The sequence below is a fragment of the Qipengyuania flavescens genome (assembly GCF_029688735.1).
In the GTDB taxonomy this organism is placed as follows: domain Bacteria; phylum Pseudomonadota; class Alphaproteobacteria; order Sphingomonadales; family Sphingomonadaceae; genus Qipengyuania.
Genome location: NZ_JARULD010000001.1, coordinates 51,186 through 66,000, shown reverse-complemented (window position 1 = coordinate 66,000; position 14,815 = coordinate 51,186). Strand labels below are relative to the sequence as shown.

Here is a 14,815-nt window from a genome sequence, read left to right as displayed (position 1 = left end):
CGATGGAAGGCCGGGTAGGCTTGTTCGGAAGATTGCTTGGAAAGAGTTAAGCTCGCGGCTACCGGCAGCATACCCTTCTTCACGGCCCCTTGGCTGCATTGGTAAGCAGCCAGCCTCCCTGTGTTCCGTCGGCTAAATGTCGCCCAGTTCTCGTCTCACCTTTTGGCTGCTTTCGGGATGGTTAGAAGGCTTGTCCGATGACTGCTATGAGGGCGCGAAGCCGAAATTAGCAAAACGCGGTTGGCTTCTTACGGCGACCGCGGGGTTTTCCAAACTTCTGGTGCTCCGAAGGTCTTAGGTTAAGCGGCCGCCTCGGTATCTCAGGAAGCAGCTCGGCAAGCACTTCGACCAGTTCAACGAGCTGATGGGGCTCAAAGTCATCATCATAGTGTCTGCCCTCCGTATCATTCGGCTCGTGCCCGCCAAGGCCTTGCCGATGCGCCTTGTTGAACACCTGACGCCCCGTCCTCTCTTCTTCGTCGCGAAGCACATTGAATCCCATTGTACGAATGGAGGGAACATCGACATCCTTCCGGCCTCGCTTACGAGAAGTTCCGTGCGGAAATACAAGACTGCGGAGCGGCCCGAACAAATCCTTGTAGAAGCACTTATCGAATTCCATCGTATCGTGCTCAAACTCGGGGAAGAGTGCACGGTGACCTGCTTGCTTCATCGCCAAGACGTAGTCTCGAAAGCCGAGGGCGAGTATCTTCTTCGCGATCGGGACTTTCCTCGTGGAAGAGACAGTCTTGATGCGCCGGAGGCTGTTTTCCCGAATATGGAGATACGGGATGTCGCAATCCAGAACGACATCTGCGACCGCCAGGCCCGCAATTTCGTCGGAGCGGGCAAGGGTAGAGATCACCAGCGGCAGTACCCAATAGCTTCCGTCGTGGATCACCTCGTCGCCGGGTTCGAAGCGATTCCAGAGACCGGAGCACCCATACCAGACCGGGGTCTCCAACATCTGTCGCAATTCGTCGCGGTCCCATGGCAGGCGTCCGGCGTTCCGCTTCTGGTTATTCTTAACGGAATGGCGCTCCCCCTGCTTTTTCGGGTTGACCAGAGTTTTGCGGACCGCCGTGAAATTCAGGGCCTTCGGTGCGAGAGCAGGATCATGTCCTTCGAGATGTGTCACCAGCGCACTGATCCATGTCATGTGCTTGCGCTGGGTCGTGAGGGACAGCCCTACATAGGGTAGGCCTTCTGCATCGGCAGCGATGGGGTCCGCATTCCATTTCTCGCGAAGGTCATCGCCGCGCTGCAGGGCTTCTTCGATCGTTTCGCGTACTTTCTCGCCGTTCTGGTTCTTGCGCTCGCGTCCGTACACGACCGGAAGTCTTGGAAAGAGGTCCTTCATGGCGATCAGATGCTTCTGGGCAATGGTGTTCACCGGAAGATCGCCGTTAGCAGCGATGAAAATCGCCACCGCGCCATTGATGTCGCGTATGCGCCCCTTGTCCCACGCTCCGTCGTTGATCTTCTTCGCCAGTGCTTGCTGTGCATATGCAGAGATGAGGGGAACCTCGACCTGTGCTGGCTCTTCCTCCGAAACGGATTCTTCAGATGGCGTCACGTCACTGTTCGTGTCGGCCTTGCCGTGACTTGCCGAAGCAAGTTTTTCTTCCGTCCGAGCGAGCCAATCAAGCTGTGGTGGCAGCGGCCAGATATCGCCTTCGGCAAGCGGCGAGCCGAGCTCGCTACACGCCACGATGTTCGCGTTGCGGTATGCGGCGGCAACCACCCTGCCGGATGCTGCAAGATTTCGCTCCCCAGGTTCGATGCCCTGTTCGCGCAGATCCTCCATGAGTTGACCGCGCGAGATCGGGAGCTGGCGCTTGTGACGAGTGGCGAGGGCGGTCAGGGCGTCTGCATCTGCATCATTCAGGCCCCGCTCGCGAAGCTCCTCGTAGCTTTCGAGGCTGCCGTCCAAAACTTGCGGCTCTGTCGCGAGGAGGGTGAAGTAGCGCGCATAGTGGCGGTTGAAGGCAAGATGGTCGTCGACCCGGCCCGGTTCCTGGAACTGCGCCATGATCACACGGTCGAGCTCGCGCTCGAACGCGCGCTTGTAGAGGCCGGGCATGTCCTCCGCCTTCACGTTGCGCCGCAGTATCGGCATCTGTTCCATCATTGCGTCCTTCGCCAGATCGAGTTCGGCTGCACGCGAACGGGCCTGCTGGGGGCTCGCAGTGCGCAGCGATATCCTCACCATTGTATGATGAGATGGAACAGATGAGAAACGCAGGCGGGATTTCCACCAGAACACGGGGCCGCGACGATAGAGTGCCATGCCATTGAATTCCTGGCTGCGAGGAGCCGGGCGGGGCACGATGCGGGCACAATCTGTGGCACAATTTGTGGCACATTCGGCGCAATAGATTCCCGACCGATTTCCTCGGTTGAAGGAAAACGGCGGAATTCTGCGGCTTATTGTCGGAAACGACGAAAATTGGTCGGGGAGAGAGGATTCGAACCTCCGGCCCCTGCCTCCCGAAGACAGTGCTCTACCAGGCTGAGCTACTCCCCGACCGGATGCGTTGCGAAGGCGGACCCCCGCGAGGCAGAGGCGGCCCTATAGGTGTGGATTGCCGCACGCGCAAGCGGGCATTTGGCCGATTTTCGGGATAGAGCCGGTGGCGTGGAAAACGCGCATTACGAACAGCAATATCTCAACTTGATGCAGCGCATCTGGCGCGAAGGCGACGAGCGGCGCGATCGCACCGGTATCGGCACGCGATCGGTTTTTGGCGCAAGCCTGCGATTCGACATGGCGGACGGCGCGATGCCGCTGCTGACCACCAAGCGGGTCTACTGGAAGACGGCCACTCGCGAGATGCTGTGGTTCCTGACAGGCGACACCAATATCCGCCCGCTGGTGCTGCAAGGCGTCAAGATCTGGAACGAGTGGCCGCATGCGCGCTACGTCAAGGAGACAGGCGAACACATCTCACTCGACGATTTCGTGCAGCGGATCGCCGACGACGAGGTTTTCGCGCAGCGCTGGGGCGACCTCGGCCCCGTTTATGGCAAGCAATGGGTCGACTGGCCGACCTATCGCTATCGCAAGGATGGGCTGTTCGAGCCGGGTGAGGGCATCAACCAAATTGCCGAAGTGGTCGAATCGCTCCGCAGCAATCCCGGTAGCAGGCGTCACATCATCGAGGGCTGGAATGTCGCCGAGCTCGACCGGATGGCGCTGCCACCTTGCCACAAGACCTACCAGTTCCACGTCGCGGGCGACCGGCTGAACTGCTTGCTCTACCAGCGTAGCTGCGATGTAGCGCTCGGCCTGCCGTTCAACCTTTGGTCGGCCGCTCTGCTGGCGCGGATGATTGCCCAGCAGGTCGATCTAGAGCCGGGCGAGCTGGTGTGGATGGGCGGCGATACGCACCTCTATCTCAACCACGAGCACTTGATCGAAGAGCAGCTTTCGCGGGAACCTCGCGGGCATCCGACGCTTGCCATATTGCGGCGTCCGCCAACGATCTTCGACTATCGCATTGAGGATTTCGAGGTTCGCGACTACATGCCGCACGGGCGGATTAAAGCGCCCGTCGCCGTGTGATCTGGACCGAGCGATCTGCATCCCTTGACCGTTTCGCGCGCGTGAAATAATATAACGCCTGCGCGTAAGATTGCGTCTGGGAGAGTTTTCTATGGCCGACAGGCCCACCGGAGCCGTACAGGGCGATAATCGCCCCAAGCTGTCGCTCCACGTACCTGAACCCAAGTTTCGGCCCGGCGACGCGGTCGATTTCTCGCATTTGCAGGTTCCCGAGGCAGGCACCGCAATGCGTCCCGACGAAACGTGCGATCCTAAGGACATGCACGAACTCGCCTATGGTCTCGTGCGCGTGCTGGGCGAGGATAACAAGGCACACGGTGCCTGGGATCCGAAGCTCGATCCCGAAACCCTGCGCAAGATGCTGGGCCACATGGCCATGACCCGTGCCTTCGACGAACGCATGTTCCGCGGGCAGCGTCAGGGCAAGACCAGCTTCTACATGAAATGCACCGGCGAGGAAGCGACCAGCGTGTCGGCGTCCATGGCGCTCGCGGCGGACGACATGGTCTTCCCTAGTTATCGCCAGCAGGGCATCCTGATCCAGCGCGGCTATCCGATGATCGAGATGATCAACCAGATCTACTCGAACAAGGGCGACAAGCTGAAGGGTCGGCAATTGCCCATCATGTATTCGAGCCGCGAGCATAGCTTCTTCACGATCAGCGGCAATCTCGCGACGCAGACCCCACAGGCCGTGGGCTGGGCGATGGCAAGCGCGATCAAGGGCGACAGCCGGATCGCCGCAACGTGGGTGGGCGAGGGCAGTACGGCGGAAGGCGACTTCCATTCGGCCTGCACCTTCGCGACCGTCTATAACGCCCCGGTCATTCTTAACGTCATCAACAACCAGTGGGCGATCAGCAGCTTCAGCGGCTTTGCCGGAGCCGAGCGCACTACATTCGCAGCGCGCGCATTGGGCTATGGCTTGGCCGGACTGCGTGTCGACGGAAACGATGCGCTGGCTTGTTATGCCGCCGAGCAATGGGCCGCCAACCGCGCCCGTGCCAATGCCGGACCAACGCTGATCGAGTTCTTCACCTACCGCGCGGAAGGCCATTCTACCTCCGACGATCCGACCGGCTATCGCAGCGCACAGGAGCGGACCGAATGGCCGCTCGGCGATCCCGTGACGCGTCTCAAGGACCACCTCATCGCTCTCGGCGAATGGGACGAGGAGCGGCAGGAGAAGATGGACCTCGAGGCAGCCGAGCACGTCAAGAAGACGACCAAGGAAGCCGAAGCCAACGGCATTCTCGGCCACGGGCTCCACCACCCGTTCCGGACCATGTTCGAGGATGTATTCGAAGAGCTGCCCTGGCATCTCAAGGAGCAGGCCGAACAGGCGATCCACGAGCGCGAGACCAAGTTCCCCGAAGGACTCCCGAACGGAGGGAAGGGCGCATGAGCGACACACAGACCAAGGCCGCGCCCGCGACCGAGCAGGACGAAGAACGCCGCCTCAACATGATCGAGGCGATCAACGATGCGCTCGATGTGTCGATGGCAAAGAATCCCGACGTCGTCGTGATGGGGGAAGACGTCGGCTACTTCGGCGGTGTTTTCCGCTGCACCGCGGGCCTGCAGGACAAATATGGCAAGACCCGCGTCTTCGACACGCCGATCTCCGAATGCGGCATCATTGCAGTGGCGGTGGGCATGGGTGCCTATGGCTTGCGACCGGTGCCGGAAATCCAGTTTGCCGACTATATCTATCCCGGCCTCGACCAACTGATCTCCGAGGCGGCGCGGCTGCGCTATCGCTCGGCGGGCGAATATATTGCGCCGATGACCGTTCGCTCGCCGTTCGGCGGAGGTATTTTCGGTGGGCAGACGCATAGCCAGAGCCCAGAGGCGATCTTCACCCATGTTTCGGGCCTCAAGACGGTGATCCCGTCAACGCCCTATGACGCCAAAGGCCTGCTGATTAGCGCGATCGAAGACAACGACCCAGTCATCTTCTTCGAGCCAAAGCGCATCTATAACGGGCCGTTCTCCGGCTATTACGACAAGCCCGCGCAGCCGTGGAAGCGGTTCGATGAAAGCGTCGTGCCGGAGGGGCATTACAGCATCCCGCTCGGCAAGGCGCGGCGCGTGACAGAAGGCGATCGCGTCACGATCCTCGCCTATGGCACCATGGTTCATGTGGTCGAAGAGGTATGTAAGCAGAAAGGTGTCGAAGCCGACATCCTCGACCTGCGCACGCTTGTCCCGCTCGACATCGAGGCGATCGAAGCTTCGGTCGAGCGCACCGGGCGCTGCCTGATCGTCCATGAGGCGACGCGCACCAGCGGGTTCGGTGCGGAACTTTCGGCGCTGGTTACCGAACGGTGTTTCTACCACCTCGAGGCGCCGGTCGAGCGTGTGACCGGTTTCGACACACCTTATCCCCACAGCCTCGAATGGGCGTATTTCCCGGGTCCGATCCGTATCGGCGAGGCCCTCGACAAGATTCTGGCGGAGTAACCGCAATGGCGAAGTTCACATTCAATATGCCCGACATCGGCGAAGGCATCGCCGAAGCGGAAATCGTGCAATGGCACAAGCAAGTCGGCGACACGGTCCAGGAAGACGAAGAATTCGTCGACATGATGACCGACAAGGCGACCGTGCCGATGGAAAGCCCGGTCAACGGCAAGATCCTGGAGATCGCCGGCGGCGAAGGCGACATGGTCTCGATCGGCTCCATGCTGGTCGTGATCGAGGTCGAAGGCGAAGTGCCCGACGAGGTCGTTGAGGAAAACGAGGCAGCAGTTGAGTCCACGCCGGCCCCGGCGCCTAAGGACGAGGGCGTCGAAGAGCGGATCGAGGTTGAGAATCCGGACCCGTCCGATGCAGATGATGCTATGGCGGCCGATCCCAGTCCGCCGCCTGCTCCGTCGCCGACGCCTGCTCCGAAGCCGAAGGCCCAAGCGGATACGAAGGTCCTCGCAACTCCCGCCGTGCGCAAGCGCGCCAAGGATCTCGGCGTCGATCTGGCGCAGGTGAAGCCTGCCGATGATGGCCGCATTCGCCATGGCGATCTCGACCAGTTCCTGTCTTACAATTCGGGCTATGGCTCGGCTGCGCCCACCCGAGAGGACGAGGAAAAGAAGGTCATCGGCATGCGTCGCCGCATCGCCGAGAACATGGCCGCATCGAAGCGCAACATCCCGCACTTCTCCTATGTGGAGGAGGTGGACGTTACGGACCTCGAGGAATTGCGCGCCCAGCTCAACGCCAATCGCGGCGATAAGCCGAAGCTGACGATCCTGCCGATGCTGATCACCGCGATCTGCAAGACGCTGCCCGACTTTCCGATGATCAATGCGCGGTATGACGACGAGGCCGGCGTGGTCACGCGTTACGGCGCCGTACACATGGGCATGGCGGCCCAGACTGACGCGGGCCTGATGGTGCCGGTCATCAAGAATGCGCAGGCGCAGAACCTGTGGCAGCTCGCAAACGAGATTTCGCGCCTCGCAGACGCAGCGCGGAGCGGAACTGCCAAGTCGGAAGAGATGCAGGGCGGCACGCTGACCGTCACCTCGCTCGGTCCGCTCGGCGGTGTCGCGACGACGCCGGTCATCAACCGCCCGGAAGTGGCGATCATCGGGCCGAACCGGATCATCGAGCGGCCGATGTACGTCACCGGCAGCGATGGTGTGGAGCGGATCGAGAAGCGCAAGCTGATGAATATCTCGATCAGTTGCGACCACCGCGTCGTCGATGGTTGGGATGCGGCGAGCTTCGTCCAGGCGTTGAAGAAACTGCTCGAAGCTCCGGCCCTGATCCTCGTCAGCTAGGCGCGCTGAGCCTCACGGCGTTGCAACGGGCGGATAGGCCTGCGTCTGGACCTCCAGCGCCGGTTGTGCTGCCAGCACCCCGCCTGCGAGTATGGTGAGCGACACGACCAGGAAAGCTGTTCTCAGTTTTACGCCCCTCCGTTCCCCACGCGGATTAGGACGGGGGCGATGGTCGCTGGGACGAGTAAATTTCCGGCAAAAACCGGTCGTCTTCGGCAGCTGCGAAAAAAGGACAAAAAAGCGTGGCGATCTGCATTGACAGGAATCGGAGCCTGCCCTAACTGCGCGGCTCCCAAGTGGCTACGCGGGTGTAGCTCAGTTGGTTAGAGTGTCGGCCTGTCACGCCGAAGGTCGCGGGTTCGAGTCCCGTCACTCGCGCCACTTGGGGATTTCCTTACGATTGATGGCTCTTGCAATAGTAGGCGGTTCGCCCGCCTACCTTGGCCGTCGCGATCTCGCCCCCGCAGCGTCGGCACTCCGCACCCTTGTCGCGATGCCGGATCAGCCATTTGCGCGGCAGCTGCGAATAATGCGCTTCGGTATCGACAACGCCTTGCAAGATGCGACGCATTGCCGTGTGCATCGAGCCTAACGTCGCATCATCGAGGGAATTGGCGCTGGTCTCAGGATTGATCTCGGTCTGGAACAGGATCTCGTCGGACCAGAGATTTCCGATCCCGGCCATCCGCTCCTGCTTCATCAGCGCCGACTTGATCGCGCTGCGCGTGCTGCCGAGCGCTTCGACGAAATCGGCCTTGGCGATATCGAGCGCATCGGGGCCGAGCTTCTGGCTCTCGATATAGCTGTCCATGTCGTCGACAATCCGGACATGGCCGAGCTTGCGCGGGCAGCGAAAGGCGAGGCGGCGATCGCCCTCGAAGGATATGAGCAGCTTCGTATGTTCGGGCGCCTCATCGGGTGCATCGAACGGCACGAGCTTGCCGGTCATGCCCAGATGCACCGCGATCCAGGGACCGCTCTTCGATCCGGCGAAAATGTTCTTCCCATGACGCCGGGTCTGCGTGAACTGGTAGCCGATCAGTCGCTGGCGCGTGTTGTCGCCGGGAAGTTCGATGTAGTCGGTATCGCTGCCCAGCTCGACCGCTTCGATCGTGCGATTGAGACACTCGCGTTCAAGTGTCAGGCGCTGCGCCTCGTTCTCGGGTAGCTCGGGCATGGCAATCGAACGAAGGCCGGGGGGCGCTGTTCCTCAGCCGCGCTCAGCGAGCTGGCGCAGGTTGGCCTCATGTTCGGCGCGGTCGATCTTGTAGCGTGAGATACAATACAGCCCCGCCAGCCACAGGACGAGCAGCGAAGGAGCGTAGCCCGCGCCTAGCGCCCACAAAGTATCCTCGGACACACTGCTCGGTTCGGCGCCTTCCGGGAAGGCGATGGCGGACAGGATAACGCCGGCGGCTAACACGCCTAGGCCCTGCGTGGTCTTCCGGGTGAAAGTGATCGCCGCGTAATAGACGCCCTCGCTGCGCCGGCCGGTCTTTAGCTGGTTCGCCTCTACGAGATCGGCGATCAACGAATAGGCGACGGCCGAAACCGCGATGATCAGCGCAAGGTCGATTACATTCACCGCCAGCACCAGCGGGAAGAGCAGGGGATCGCCGTTCTCGGGCATCGCACCGATCAGTCGCAGCAAGACCGGCGCGGGCTGGATCGTAAAGGCCAGCAGGCCGAGAACGATCGTAGCCTTCTTCTTACCAAGCCGTCGGGTCGACCACGGGGCGAGAAGAAAGCCGAACAGCGCGGAGAAAAATACCGAGCAGGTCCAGATGAAGATCTGGAACTCGCTAAAACCCCAGAAATAATTGAGGATCAGGAAGGACAGCGAGGCGGCCAGGCCGGTCGCCACGGAGAAAAACACCATCGCCAGGAAAAGCGCGATGAAGCTGCGTTCGCTGAGCGTTTCGATCATTTCGCGGAAGATGCGGCGGACGCTGTAGCGCTCGCCGGTGGCCACCGGGCGGTGAAGGTGGGGAATGCGTTGGTGGGTTCCGAGAGCGGAGACCATGATGGCGAGGAAGATCGTGACGCTGCCGATGATGCCATAGGTTGCAAAGGCTTCCGGATCGCGCATCCCAAGCGGACCGGCGAGCAGGACGCCGAACATGATCACGCTCATGATATTGCCGCCCGCCCAGCCGAAGAACAGGCGATAGGACTGGAGGCTGGTGCGCTCGTCGTAATCGGCTGCGAGCTCGGGAATCAGCGAGGTGCTGGGCGTCTCGTAGAATGTGATGAAGGTGCGGATCAGGATCGCGATGACCGTGAGGTAGAGGAATAATCCGGTCTGTCCCCAGTCGGGTGGATTCCAGAGCAGGAAGTAACTGAGCGCCACTGGAACGGCAGCAGCGTACATGAAGGGGTGGCGGCGGCCCCAGCGGCTGCGGAAATTGTCCGACCAATAGCCGACCAGAGGATCCGACAGGGCATCGAAGACCAGTGCGATCAGGATGGCAAGGCCGACCAGTCCCGGCTCCAACCCGATTACCGTGCCGTAGAACAGCAACAGGAAATAATCGAAACCGTTGTTCTTAATGCCGAAAGCCGCCGCCCCGAACCCATGCGCGAGCTTCAGCCCGACCGACGGTTTATCGCCTACGGGCAGGCCTGCGCCGCCGCTGTGTGTTGCCATGTTTCTCTCCCGCAAGGGAGGCTAGGGCAGGCATCCCTGCTTGGCAATCAGCCCCAGCGCCCGGTTTCCATCCAGATCAGGAAGCGCCGCAACGGCAGCAGCCAGACGAGGCCGAGGACGAGATATACCACGGTTTGGGCCAGCGCGTGCCAACCGCCGATCAGCTCGGGCACATAGCGTGCAATGACAATGCCGTAGACCAGCAGCGCGGCGAGCAGGCCCAGCAGGCCGACGGGTATCCGCCAGGTCGGTTCGTCTCTCATCGATGAGCCCTCATGCGAATGGTCCGTAAAAGCGAGTGGGAGTGACCACGGCTTGCAGACGCCTGTCATGTGCTTCTACCGGCAGCCAGTCGCACTTCTGGCAATCCCATGCCATGCCGATCGCGACCGTTTCCGGATGGGCTTCCAGCCAGCGATCGTAATGCCCGCCACCTTGTCCGAGCCGCTCGCCGCTATCGGTAAAACCGACGAGCGGAACCAGCAAAATATCAGGCTGCATTGATGGTGCCTCTGGCGAAGGCTGCATCAGCCCGAAAGGGCCTTCTTCCAAGTCCTCCCCCTCGAAGGGATCGGCAAAGCGCGTGAACTCCATCGGTGCGCCGCCACCGGCAAAGCGGGGCAGGGCGAGCTCGTGACCGTGCTCGAGAAAAAATTTCGCGTAGGACGTAGCAGGCGCCTCATACGCATTCTCGCGGTACAGGCCGATCACCGCGCCGCTAGGTACAAGCTCCAGCAGTGGAGCCGGCGGGCGGTGGAAGACGAGCGCGCGCATGCTGTCCGGCAATGCCTCGACATGCGCTTTGCGCGTGGCGCGGAGATCTTGGCGCAGGTCTTCCTTGGTTTGGAGTGTCACGCTCTGGAGGCTTCCTGTCTGCGATGGTGTGGCGGGACCACCATGGGTCGTTACCTTGAAATCCTCTGACGCCTAAAACGTCAGGTGGGCGCCGTATACCCCGGTCCCCGGGTTCCGTTCCGAAGAACGCAGTGGCCCGTGTTCCAGGGCAGGGACAGCTCCCTAGGATTGCTTATAGCCTCAGGGATATTCATGCGGCTCGTGCCGGGCAGCCCCGCCATGACGCTATTTAGGATGCGCGCCGTCAGCTCTCAAGGGTAGTTGCCGCATTCTCCAATGCGCCGGCTATGCGTTCGAGCTGGGTAGCGAGCCGGGCGCTGTCGAAATCCGGAGCTGCTTGCGGGGGAGGCGGCGGAGGGGCGCTTTGCGCCTCGTCCAGCTCGTCGGCCAAAAGAAGGGCCGCAAACAGGAGGTTTTTCGCTTCCTGATTGGAAAGATTGGCACCCATCGTGCTCAGCTTGTTGTCGATCACCCCGGCAAGACGCTCGATATGCGCTTCCTGACCATCTTGGCAGGCGACGGTGTAATTACGCCCGCCGACTTTCAGCCTGACATCGCTCATTTCTCGAGGCTTTCGATCAGCGTATCGAGTTCGGCAAGGCTGCTTTGGACCTGTTTGCGCAGGGCCTCGTGCCGCTGCGCGAGATCGCAATTGCCAGCATCGTCGTTCTCGGGCGCGGCGTTGCTGGAATGGCGCGCGAGCGCCGCCTGTGTTTCGATCCGGCTCAGCGCACGGTCGATCCGGTCCATTGCCTGGGTGATGCGTTCTGCCGACATGATGTCCCGAATTACCAAGATTGCCGATTATAGGCAAAGCCTTGCAACGTCCTGTTGATAAGTTGGGTCAGCCCGGGGCCGCCTGTGCATGGCCCGGTAGCCGCCTTGACCTGCCGCCTCCCCTCCGCGATGGCTTCCGCGCGTCGAATCAGCCCTTTTCCGGAGAGCATCAGCATGAGCCTTGAAACGTCCCGCATGGTCCAGATGGCCAACGCCATCCGGGCACTTTCGATGGATGCGGTACAGGCGGCGAATTCGGGACATCCCGGCATGCCGATGGGTATGGCCGACGTCGCCACGGTATTGTGGGGCGAATATCTGAAGCACGATCCCAAGACGCCCGACTGGGCCGATCGCGACCGCTTCGTGCTGTCCGCCGGTCACGGGTCCATGCTGATCTACGCGCTGCTACACCTCTCGGGCTACGATGCGCCGACAATCGAAGACATCCGCAATTTCCGCCAGCTCGGCAGCCCTTGTGCAGGGCACCCGGAAAACTTCCTCCTGGCCGGAGTGGAATGCACCACCGGCCCGCTGGGGCAGGGCCTCGCGATGGCAGTCGGAATGGCGATTGCCGAGCGCAAGCTGAACGCCGATTTCGGCGACGACCTCGTCGATCACCGCACCTGGGTGATCGCGGGCGACGGCTGCCTGATGGAGGGTATCAACCACGAGGCGATCGGGCTGGCGGGGCATCTCAAGCTCGGCCGGATGAACGTGCTGTGGGACGATAACAATATCACCATCGACGGTTCGACCGACCTTTCGACCAGCGAAAACATCAAGGCGCGCTACGAAGCGACCGGCTGGCACGTCGTAAGCTGCAACGGGCACGATTTCGAAGACATCCGCCGTGCGCTGGACGAGGCAGTGGCGGACGAACGCCCCTCGCTCATCGCTTGCAGCACTGTCATCGGCAAAGGCTCGCCGAACAAGCAGGGCACCAGCGCAACCCACGGTGCACCGCTGGGCGATGACGAGATCGCCGCAGCTCGCGACTTGCTCGGCTGGGACGTGAAGCCCTTCGAAATCCCCGAACAGGTGCTAGCCGACTGGCGCGGCACGGCCGAAAACGGGCAGAACGCTTATCGTACTTGGCTTGACCGCCTATCAAACGACGGTCGGCGCGCCGACTTCGAGCGGCGCATGGCGGGCGACCTGCCCGAAAGCTTCAGTCTCGACGACTATATCGGCAAGCTCATCGCCGAACCGCAGAAGGTCGCGACGCGGAAGGCCAGCGAAATGGCGCTGGCCCAGATCAACGGCCAGTTGACCGAGACCATCGGCGGCAGTGCCGACCTGACCGGCTCGAACAACACCAAGGCGGGGGGCATTGGCCCTTTCACCGCGGACGATTATTCGGGTCGCTATATCTATTACGGCATCCGCGAATTCGGCATGGCCGCCGCGATGAACGGCATGGCGCTGCATGGCGGTGTCATCCCCTATGGCGGCACCTTCCTCGTGTTCACCGACTATTGTCGCGGGGCGATCCGGCTCTCGGCTCTTCAGGAAGCGCGCGTGATCTACGTGATGACGCACGACAGCATAGGCCTTGGCGAGGATGGTCCGACCCACCAGCCGATCGAGCATGTCCAGTCGCTGCGAATGATCCCGAACCTCCTTGTAATGCGACCCGCCGACGCGGTGGAGACAGCCGAGTGTTGGGACATCGCCCTGCGCGAGAAGGATCGGCCGACCGTGCTGGCGCTCAGCCGCCAGAACCTGCCGCAGGTTCGCAACACGCCGGTCGAAACCGGTATGTGCTCGAGGGGAGCCTACCGCCTCAAGCAGGCAAGCGCAGAGCGGCGCGTCATCCTGATCGCGACCGGTTCCGAAGTGCATATCGCACTGGAATGCGCCGAACTGCTGGAACAGCAGGGCATTGGCGCGGATGTCGTTTCGATGGTCTGCACCCAACTGTTCGACCAGCAGGACGAAAGCTACAAGGCCGACCTTCTGCCGAATGTCGATCCCGGCAAGATACTGCGGGTCAGCATCGAAGCGGGCACGACCTTCGGGTGGGAGCGCTACACCATGGCCAATGGCCTCAACATCGGCATCGACCGCTTCGGCGCCAGTGCGCCAGCGCCCGACCTGTTCGAAAAATTCGGCATCACCGCGGACGCGATCGTCCCGCAAATCATGAACAAATTGAACGGCTAAGCAGGAGTTTCTTCCATGGCGACGAAGGTTGCAATCAACGGTTTCGGACGTATCGGCCGCCTCGTGGCGCGCGCCATTCTGGAGCGTGACGATCACGATCTCGACCTGGTCAGCATCAACGACCTGGCCGATACCAAGGCGAATGCGCTGCTGTTTCAGTACGACAGCACGCATGGCCGCTTCCCCGGCACGGTAGAGACCGGCGACAACGCCATCATCGTCAACGGCAAGAGCATCGCGGTCACCAGCGAGCGTGAGCCCGGCAAGCTTCCGCATGGCGAGCAAGGGGTCGACATCGTCTTGGAATGCACGGGCTTCTTCCAGTCCGACGAAGCCTGCCGTCCGCATCTCGATGCGGGTGCCAAGCGCGTGTTGATCTCGGCCCCGGCCAAGAACGTTTCCGCGACCATCGTTTACGGCGTGAACCATGAGACGCTGACCGCCGAAGACGTGATCGTTTCCAACGCCAGCTGCACCACCAACTGCCTCTCGCCGATGGCCAAGGTGCTGCACGACACGGTCGGTATCGAGCGCGGCTTCATGACCACGATCCACAGCTACACCAACGACCAGCGCATGCTCGACCAGATGCATGGCGACATGCGCCGTGCCCGCGGCGGTGCGCAGAACATGATCCCGACCACCACCGGCGCTGCCCGCGCGGTCGGCCTCGTCCTGCCCGAACTGGCCGGCAAGCTAGACGGCAGCTCGGTCCGCGTACCGACGCCGAATGTCAGCCTCGTCGATCTCGTCTTCACCCCCGGTCGCGACACCAGCGCCGAGGAGCTGAATGCGGCGCTGAAGGAAGCGGCAGAAGGCAAGATGAAGGGCGTGCTCGACTATACCGACCAGCCGCTCGTCAGCTCGGACTTCAACCACTATCCCGCCAGCTCGACCATCGACAGCCTCGAGACCAGCGTGATGGAAGGCAAGCTCGCCCGTGTCGTCAGCTGGTACGACAATGAATGGGGCTTCTCGAACCGCATGCTCGACACCGCCGGCGTGATGGCGAAGTTCCTGTAA

Annotated in this window: 13 protein-coding genes and 2 tRNA genes; 7 read left to right on the top strand and 8 right to left on the bottom strand. The window is 61.7% G+C overall.

Features of this window, described 5'->3' with window-relative positions; all coding sequences use genetic code 11:
• Positions 1–226: 226 nt before the first annotated feature.
• Both P8R33_RS00320 and P8R33_RS00315 read right to left on the bottom strand, forming a co-directional pair.
• Complete coding sequence (locus tag P8R33_RS00320) at positions 227–2,290, bottom strand: site-specific integrase (RefSeq protein ID WP_278327002.1); 2,064 nt, start codon at positions 2,288–2,290, stop codon at positions 227–229.
• A 160-nt stretch (positions 2,291–2,450) separates the two neighbouring features.
• Positions 2,451–2,527: transfer RNA gene (locus tag P8R33_RS00315), tRNA-Pro, on the bottom strand.
• A 111-nt stretch (positions 2,528–2,638) separates the two neighbouring features.
• Here P8R33_RS00315 and thyA point away from each other — a divergent pair.
• From thyA to P8R33_RS00290, 5 genes are all read left to right on the top strand, one after another.
• Positions 2,639–3,565 carry a thymidylate synthase gene (gene thyA, locus P8R33_RS00310; protein WP_278327001.1) on the top strand — a complete coding sequence of 309 codons (927 nt, stop codon included), beginning with the start codon at positions 2,639–2,641 and terminating at the stop codon, positions 3,563–3,565.
• A gap of 91 nt (positions 3,566–3,656) precedes the next feature.
• Positions 3,657–4,970, top strand: coding sequence for a 3-methyl-2-oxobutanoate dehydrogenase (2-methylpropanoyl-transferring) subunit alpha (locus tag P8R33_RS00305; RefSeq protein WP_278327000.1), 1,314 nt, complete (start codon positions 3,657–3,659; stop codon positions 4,968–4,970).
• Entirely contained in the window at positions 4,967–6,028 is a 1,062-nt protein-coding gene (locus P8R33_RS00300; RefSeq protein ID WP_278326999.1) for an alpha-ketoacid dehydrogenase subunit beta, read from the top strand. The genes P8R33_RS00305 and P8R33_RS00300 overlap by 4 nt, the downstream gene beginning before the upstream one ends.
• A gap of 5 nt (positions 6,029–6,033) precedes the next feature.
• Positions 6,034–7,347, top strand: a complete 1,314-nt coding sequence (locus tag P8R33_RS00295; protein ID WP_278326998.1) for a dihydrolipoamide acetyltransferase family protein — start codon at positions 6,034–6,036, stop codon at positions 7,345–7,347.
• Between the two features lie 304 nt (positions 7,348–7,651).
• Positions 7,652–7,728 (top strand) — tRNA-Asp (locus tag P8R33_RS00290).
• A 13-nt stretch (positions 7,729–7,741) separates the two neighbouring features.
• Here the strand turns inward: P8R33_RS00290 and P8R33_RS00285 are convergent.
• From P8R33_RS00285 to P8R33_RS00260, 6 genes are all read right to left on the bottom strand, one after another.
• Positions 7,742–8,524: a DNA-formamidopyrimidine glycosylase family protein gene (locus P8R33_RS00285; protein ID WP_278326997.1), complete on the bottom strand. Its 783-nt coding sequence runs from the start codon at positions 8,522–8,524 to the stop codon at positions 7,742–7,744.
• Positions 8,525–8,557: 33 nt separating this feature from the next.
• Positions 8,558–9,994 carry an MFS transporter gene (locus P8R33_RS00280; protein ID WP_278326996.1) on the bottom strand — a complete coding sequence of 479 codons (1,437 nt, stop codon included), beginning with the start codon at positions 9,992–9,994 and terminating at the stop codon, positions 8,558–8,560.
• Positions 9,995–10,041: 47 nt separating this feature from the next.
• Positions 10,042–10,257: a DUF2842 domain-containing protein gene (locus P8R33_RS00275; protein WP_278326995.1), complete on the bottom strand. Its 216-nt coding sequence runs from the start codon at positions 10,255–10,257 to the stop codon at positions 10,042–10,044.
• Between the two features lie 10 nt (positions 10,258–10,267).
• Positions 10,268–10,849: a 5-formyltetrahydrofolate cyclo-ligase gene (locus tag P8R33_RS00270; RefSeq protein WP_278326994.1), complete on the bottom strand. Its 582-nt coding sequence runs from the start codon at positions 10,847–10,849 to the stop codon at positions 10,268–10,270.
• 244 nt (positions 10,850–11,093) lie between these two features.
• Positions 11,094–11,411: a cell division protein ZapA gene (locus P8R33_RS00265; RefSeq protein ID WP_278326993.1), complete on the bottom strand. Its 318-nt coding sequence runs from the start codon at positions 11,409–11,411 to the stop codon at positions 11,094–11,096.
• Positions 11,408–11,626: a hypothetical protein gene (locus P8R33_RS00260; RefSeq protein WP_278326992.1), complete on the bottom strand. Its 219-nt coding sequence runs from the start codon at positions 11,624–11,626 to the stop codon at positions 11,408–11,410. The genes P8R33_RS00265 and P8R33_RS00260 overlap by 4 nt, the downstream gene beginning before the upstream one ends.
• Before the next feature lie 174 nt (positions 11,627–11,800).
• Here P8R33_RS00260 and tkt point away from each other — a divergent pair, with 174 nt between their 5' ends.
• Both tkt and gap read left to right on the top strand, forming a co-directional pair.
• On the top strand, positions 11,801–13,792 hold the full coding sequence (gene tkt, locus P8R33_RS00255; RefSeq protein ID WP_278326991.1) for a transketolase: 1,992 nt from the start codon (positions 11,801–11,803) through the stop codon (positions 13,790–13,792).
• A gap of 15 nt (positions 13,793–13,807) precedes the next feature.
• Positions 13,808–14,815: a type I glyceraldehyde-3-phosphate dehydrogenase gene (gap, locus tag P8R33_RS00250; RefSeq protein WP_278326990.1), complete on the top strand. Its 1,008-nt coding sequence runs from the start codon at positions 13,808–13,810 to the stop codon at positions 14,813–14,815.

Excerpts from the sequence above, each read along its gene's own strand:
- P8R33_RS00320 (WP_278327002.1), bottom strand. The coding sequence starts at position 2,290 with ATGGCACTCTATCGTCGCGGCCCCGTGTTCTGGTGGAAATCCCGCCTG.
- P8R33_RS00275 (WP_278326995.1), bottom strand. The coding sequence starts at position 10,257 with ATGAGAGACGAACCGACCTGGCGGATACCCGTCGGCCTGCTGGGCCTG.
- tkt (WP_278326991.1), top strand. The coding sequence starts at position 11,801 with ATGAGCCTTGAAACGTCCCGCATGGTCCAGATGGCCAACGCCATCCGG.
- P8R33_RS00305 (WP_278327000.1), top strand. The coding sequence starts at position 3,657 with ATGGCCGACAGGCCCACCGGAGCCGTACAGGGCGATAATCGCCCCAAG.
- P8R33_RS00295 (WP_278326998.1), top strand. The coding sequence starts at position 6,034 with ATGGCGAAGTTCACATTCAATATGCCCGACATCGGCGAAGGCATCGCC.
- P8R33_RS00265 (WP_278326993.1), bottom strand. The coding sequence starts at position 11,411 with ATGAGCGATGTCAGGCTGAAAGTCGGCGGGCGTAATTACACCGTCGCC.
- P8R33_RS00280 (WP_278326996.1), bottom strand. The coding sequence starts at position 9,994 with ATGGCAACACACAGCGGCGGCGCAGGCCTGCCCGTAGGCGATAAACCG.
- P8R33_RS00260 (WP_278326992.1), bottom strand. The coding sequence starts at position 11,626 with ATGTCGGCAGAACGCATCACCCAGGCAATGGACCGGATCGACCGTGCG.
- P8R33_RS00285 (WP_278326997.1), bottom strand. The coding sequence starts at position 8,524 with ATGCCCGAGCTACCCGAGAACGAGGCGCAGCGCCTGACACTTGAACGC.
- P8R33_RS00300 (WP_278326999.1), top strand. The coding sequence starts at position 4,967 with ATGAGCGACACACAGACCAAGGCCGCGCCCGCGACCGAGCAGGACGAA.
- gap (WP_278326990.1), top strand. The coding sequence starts at position 13,808 with ATGGCGACGAAGGTTGCAATCAACGGTTTCGGACGTATCGGCCGCCTC.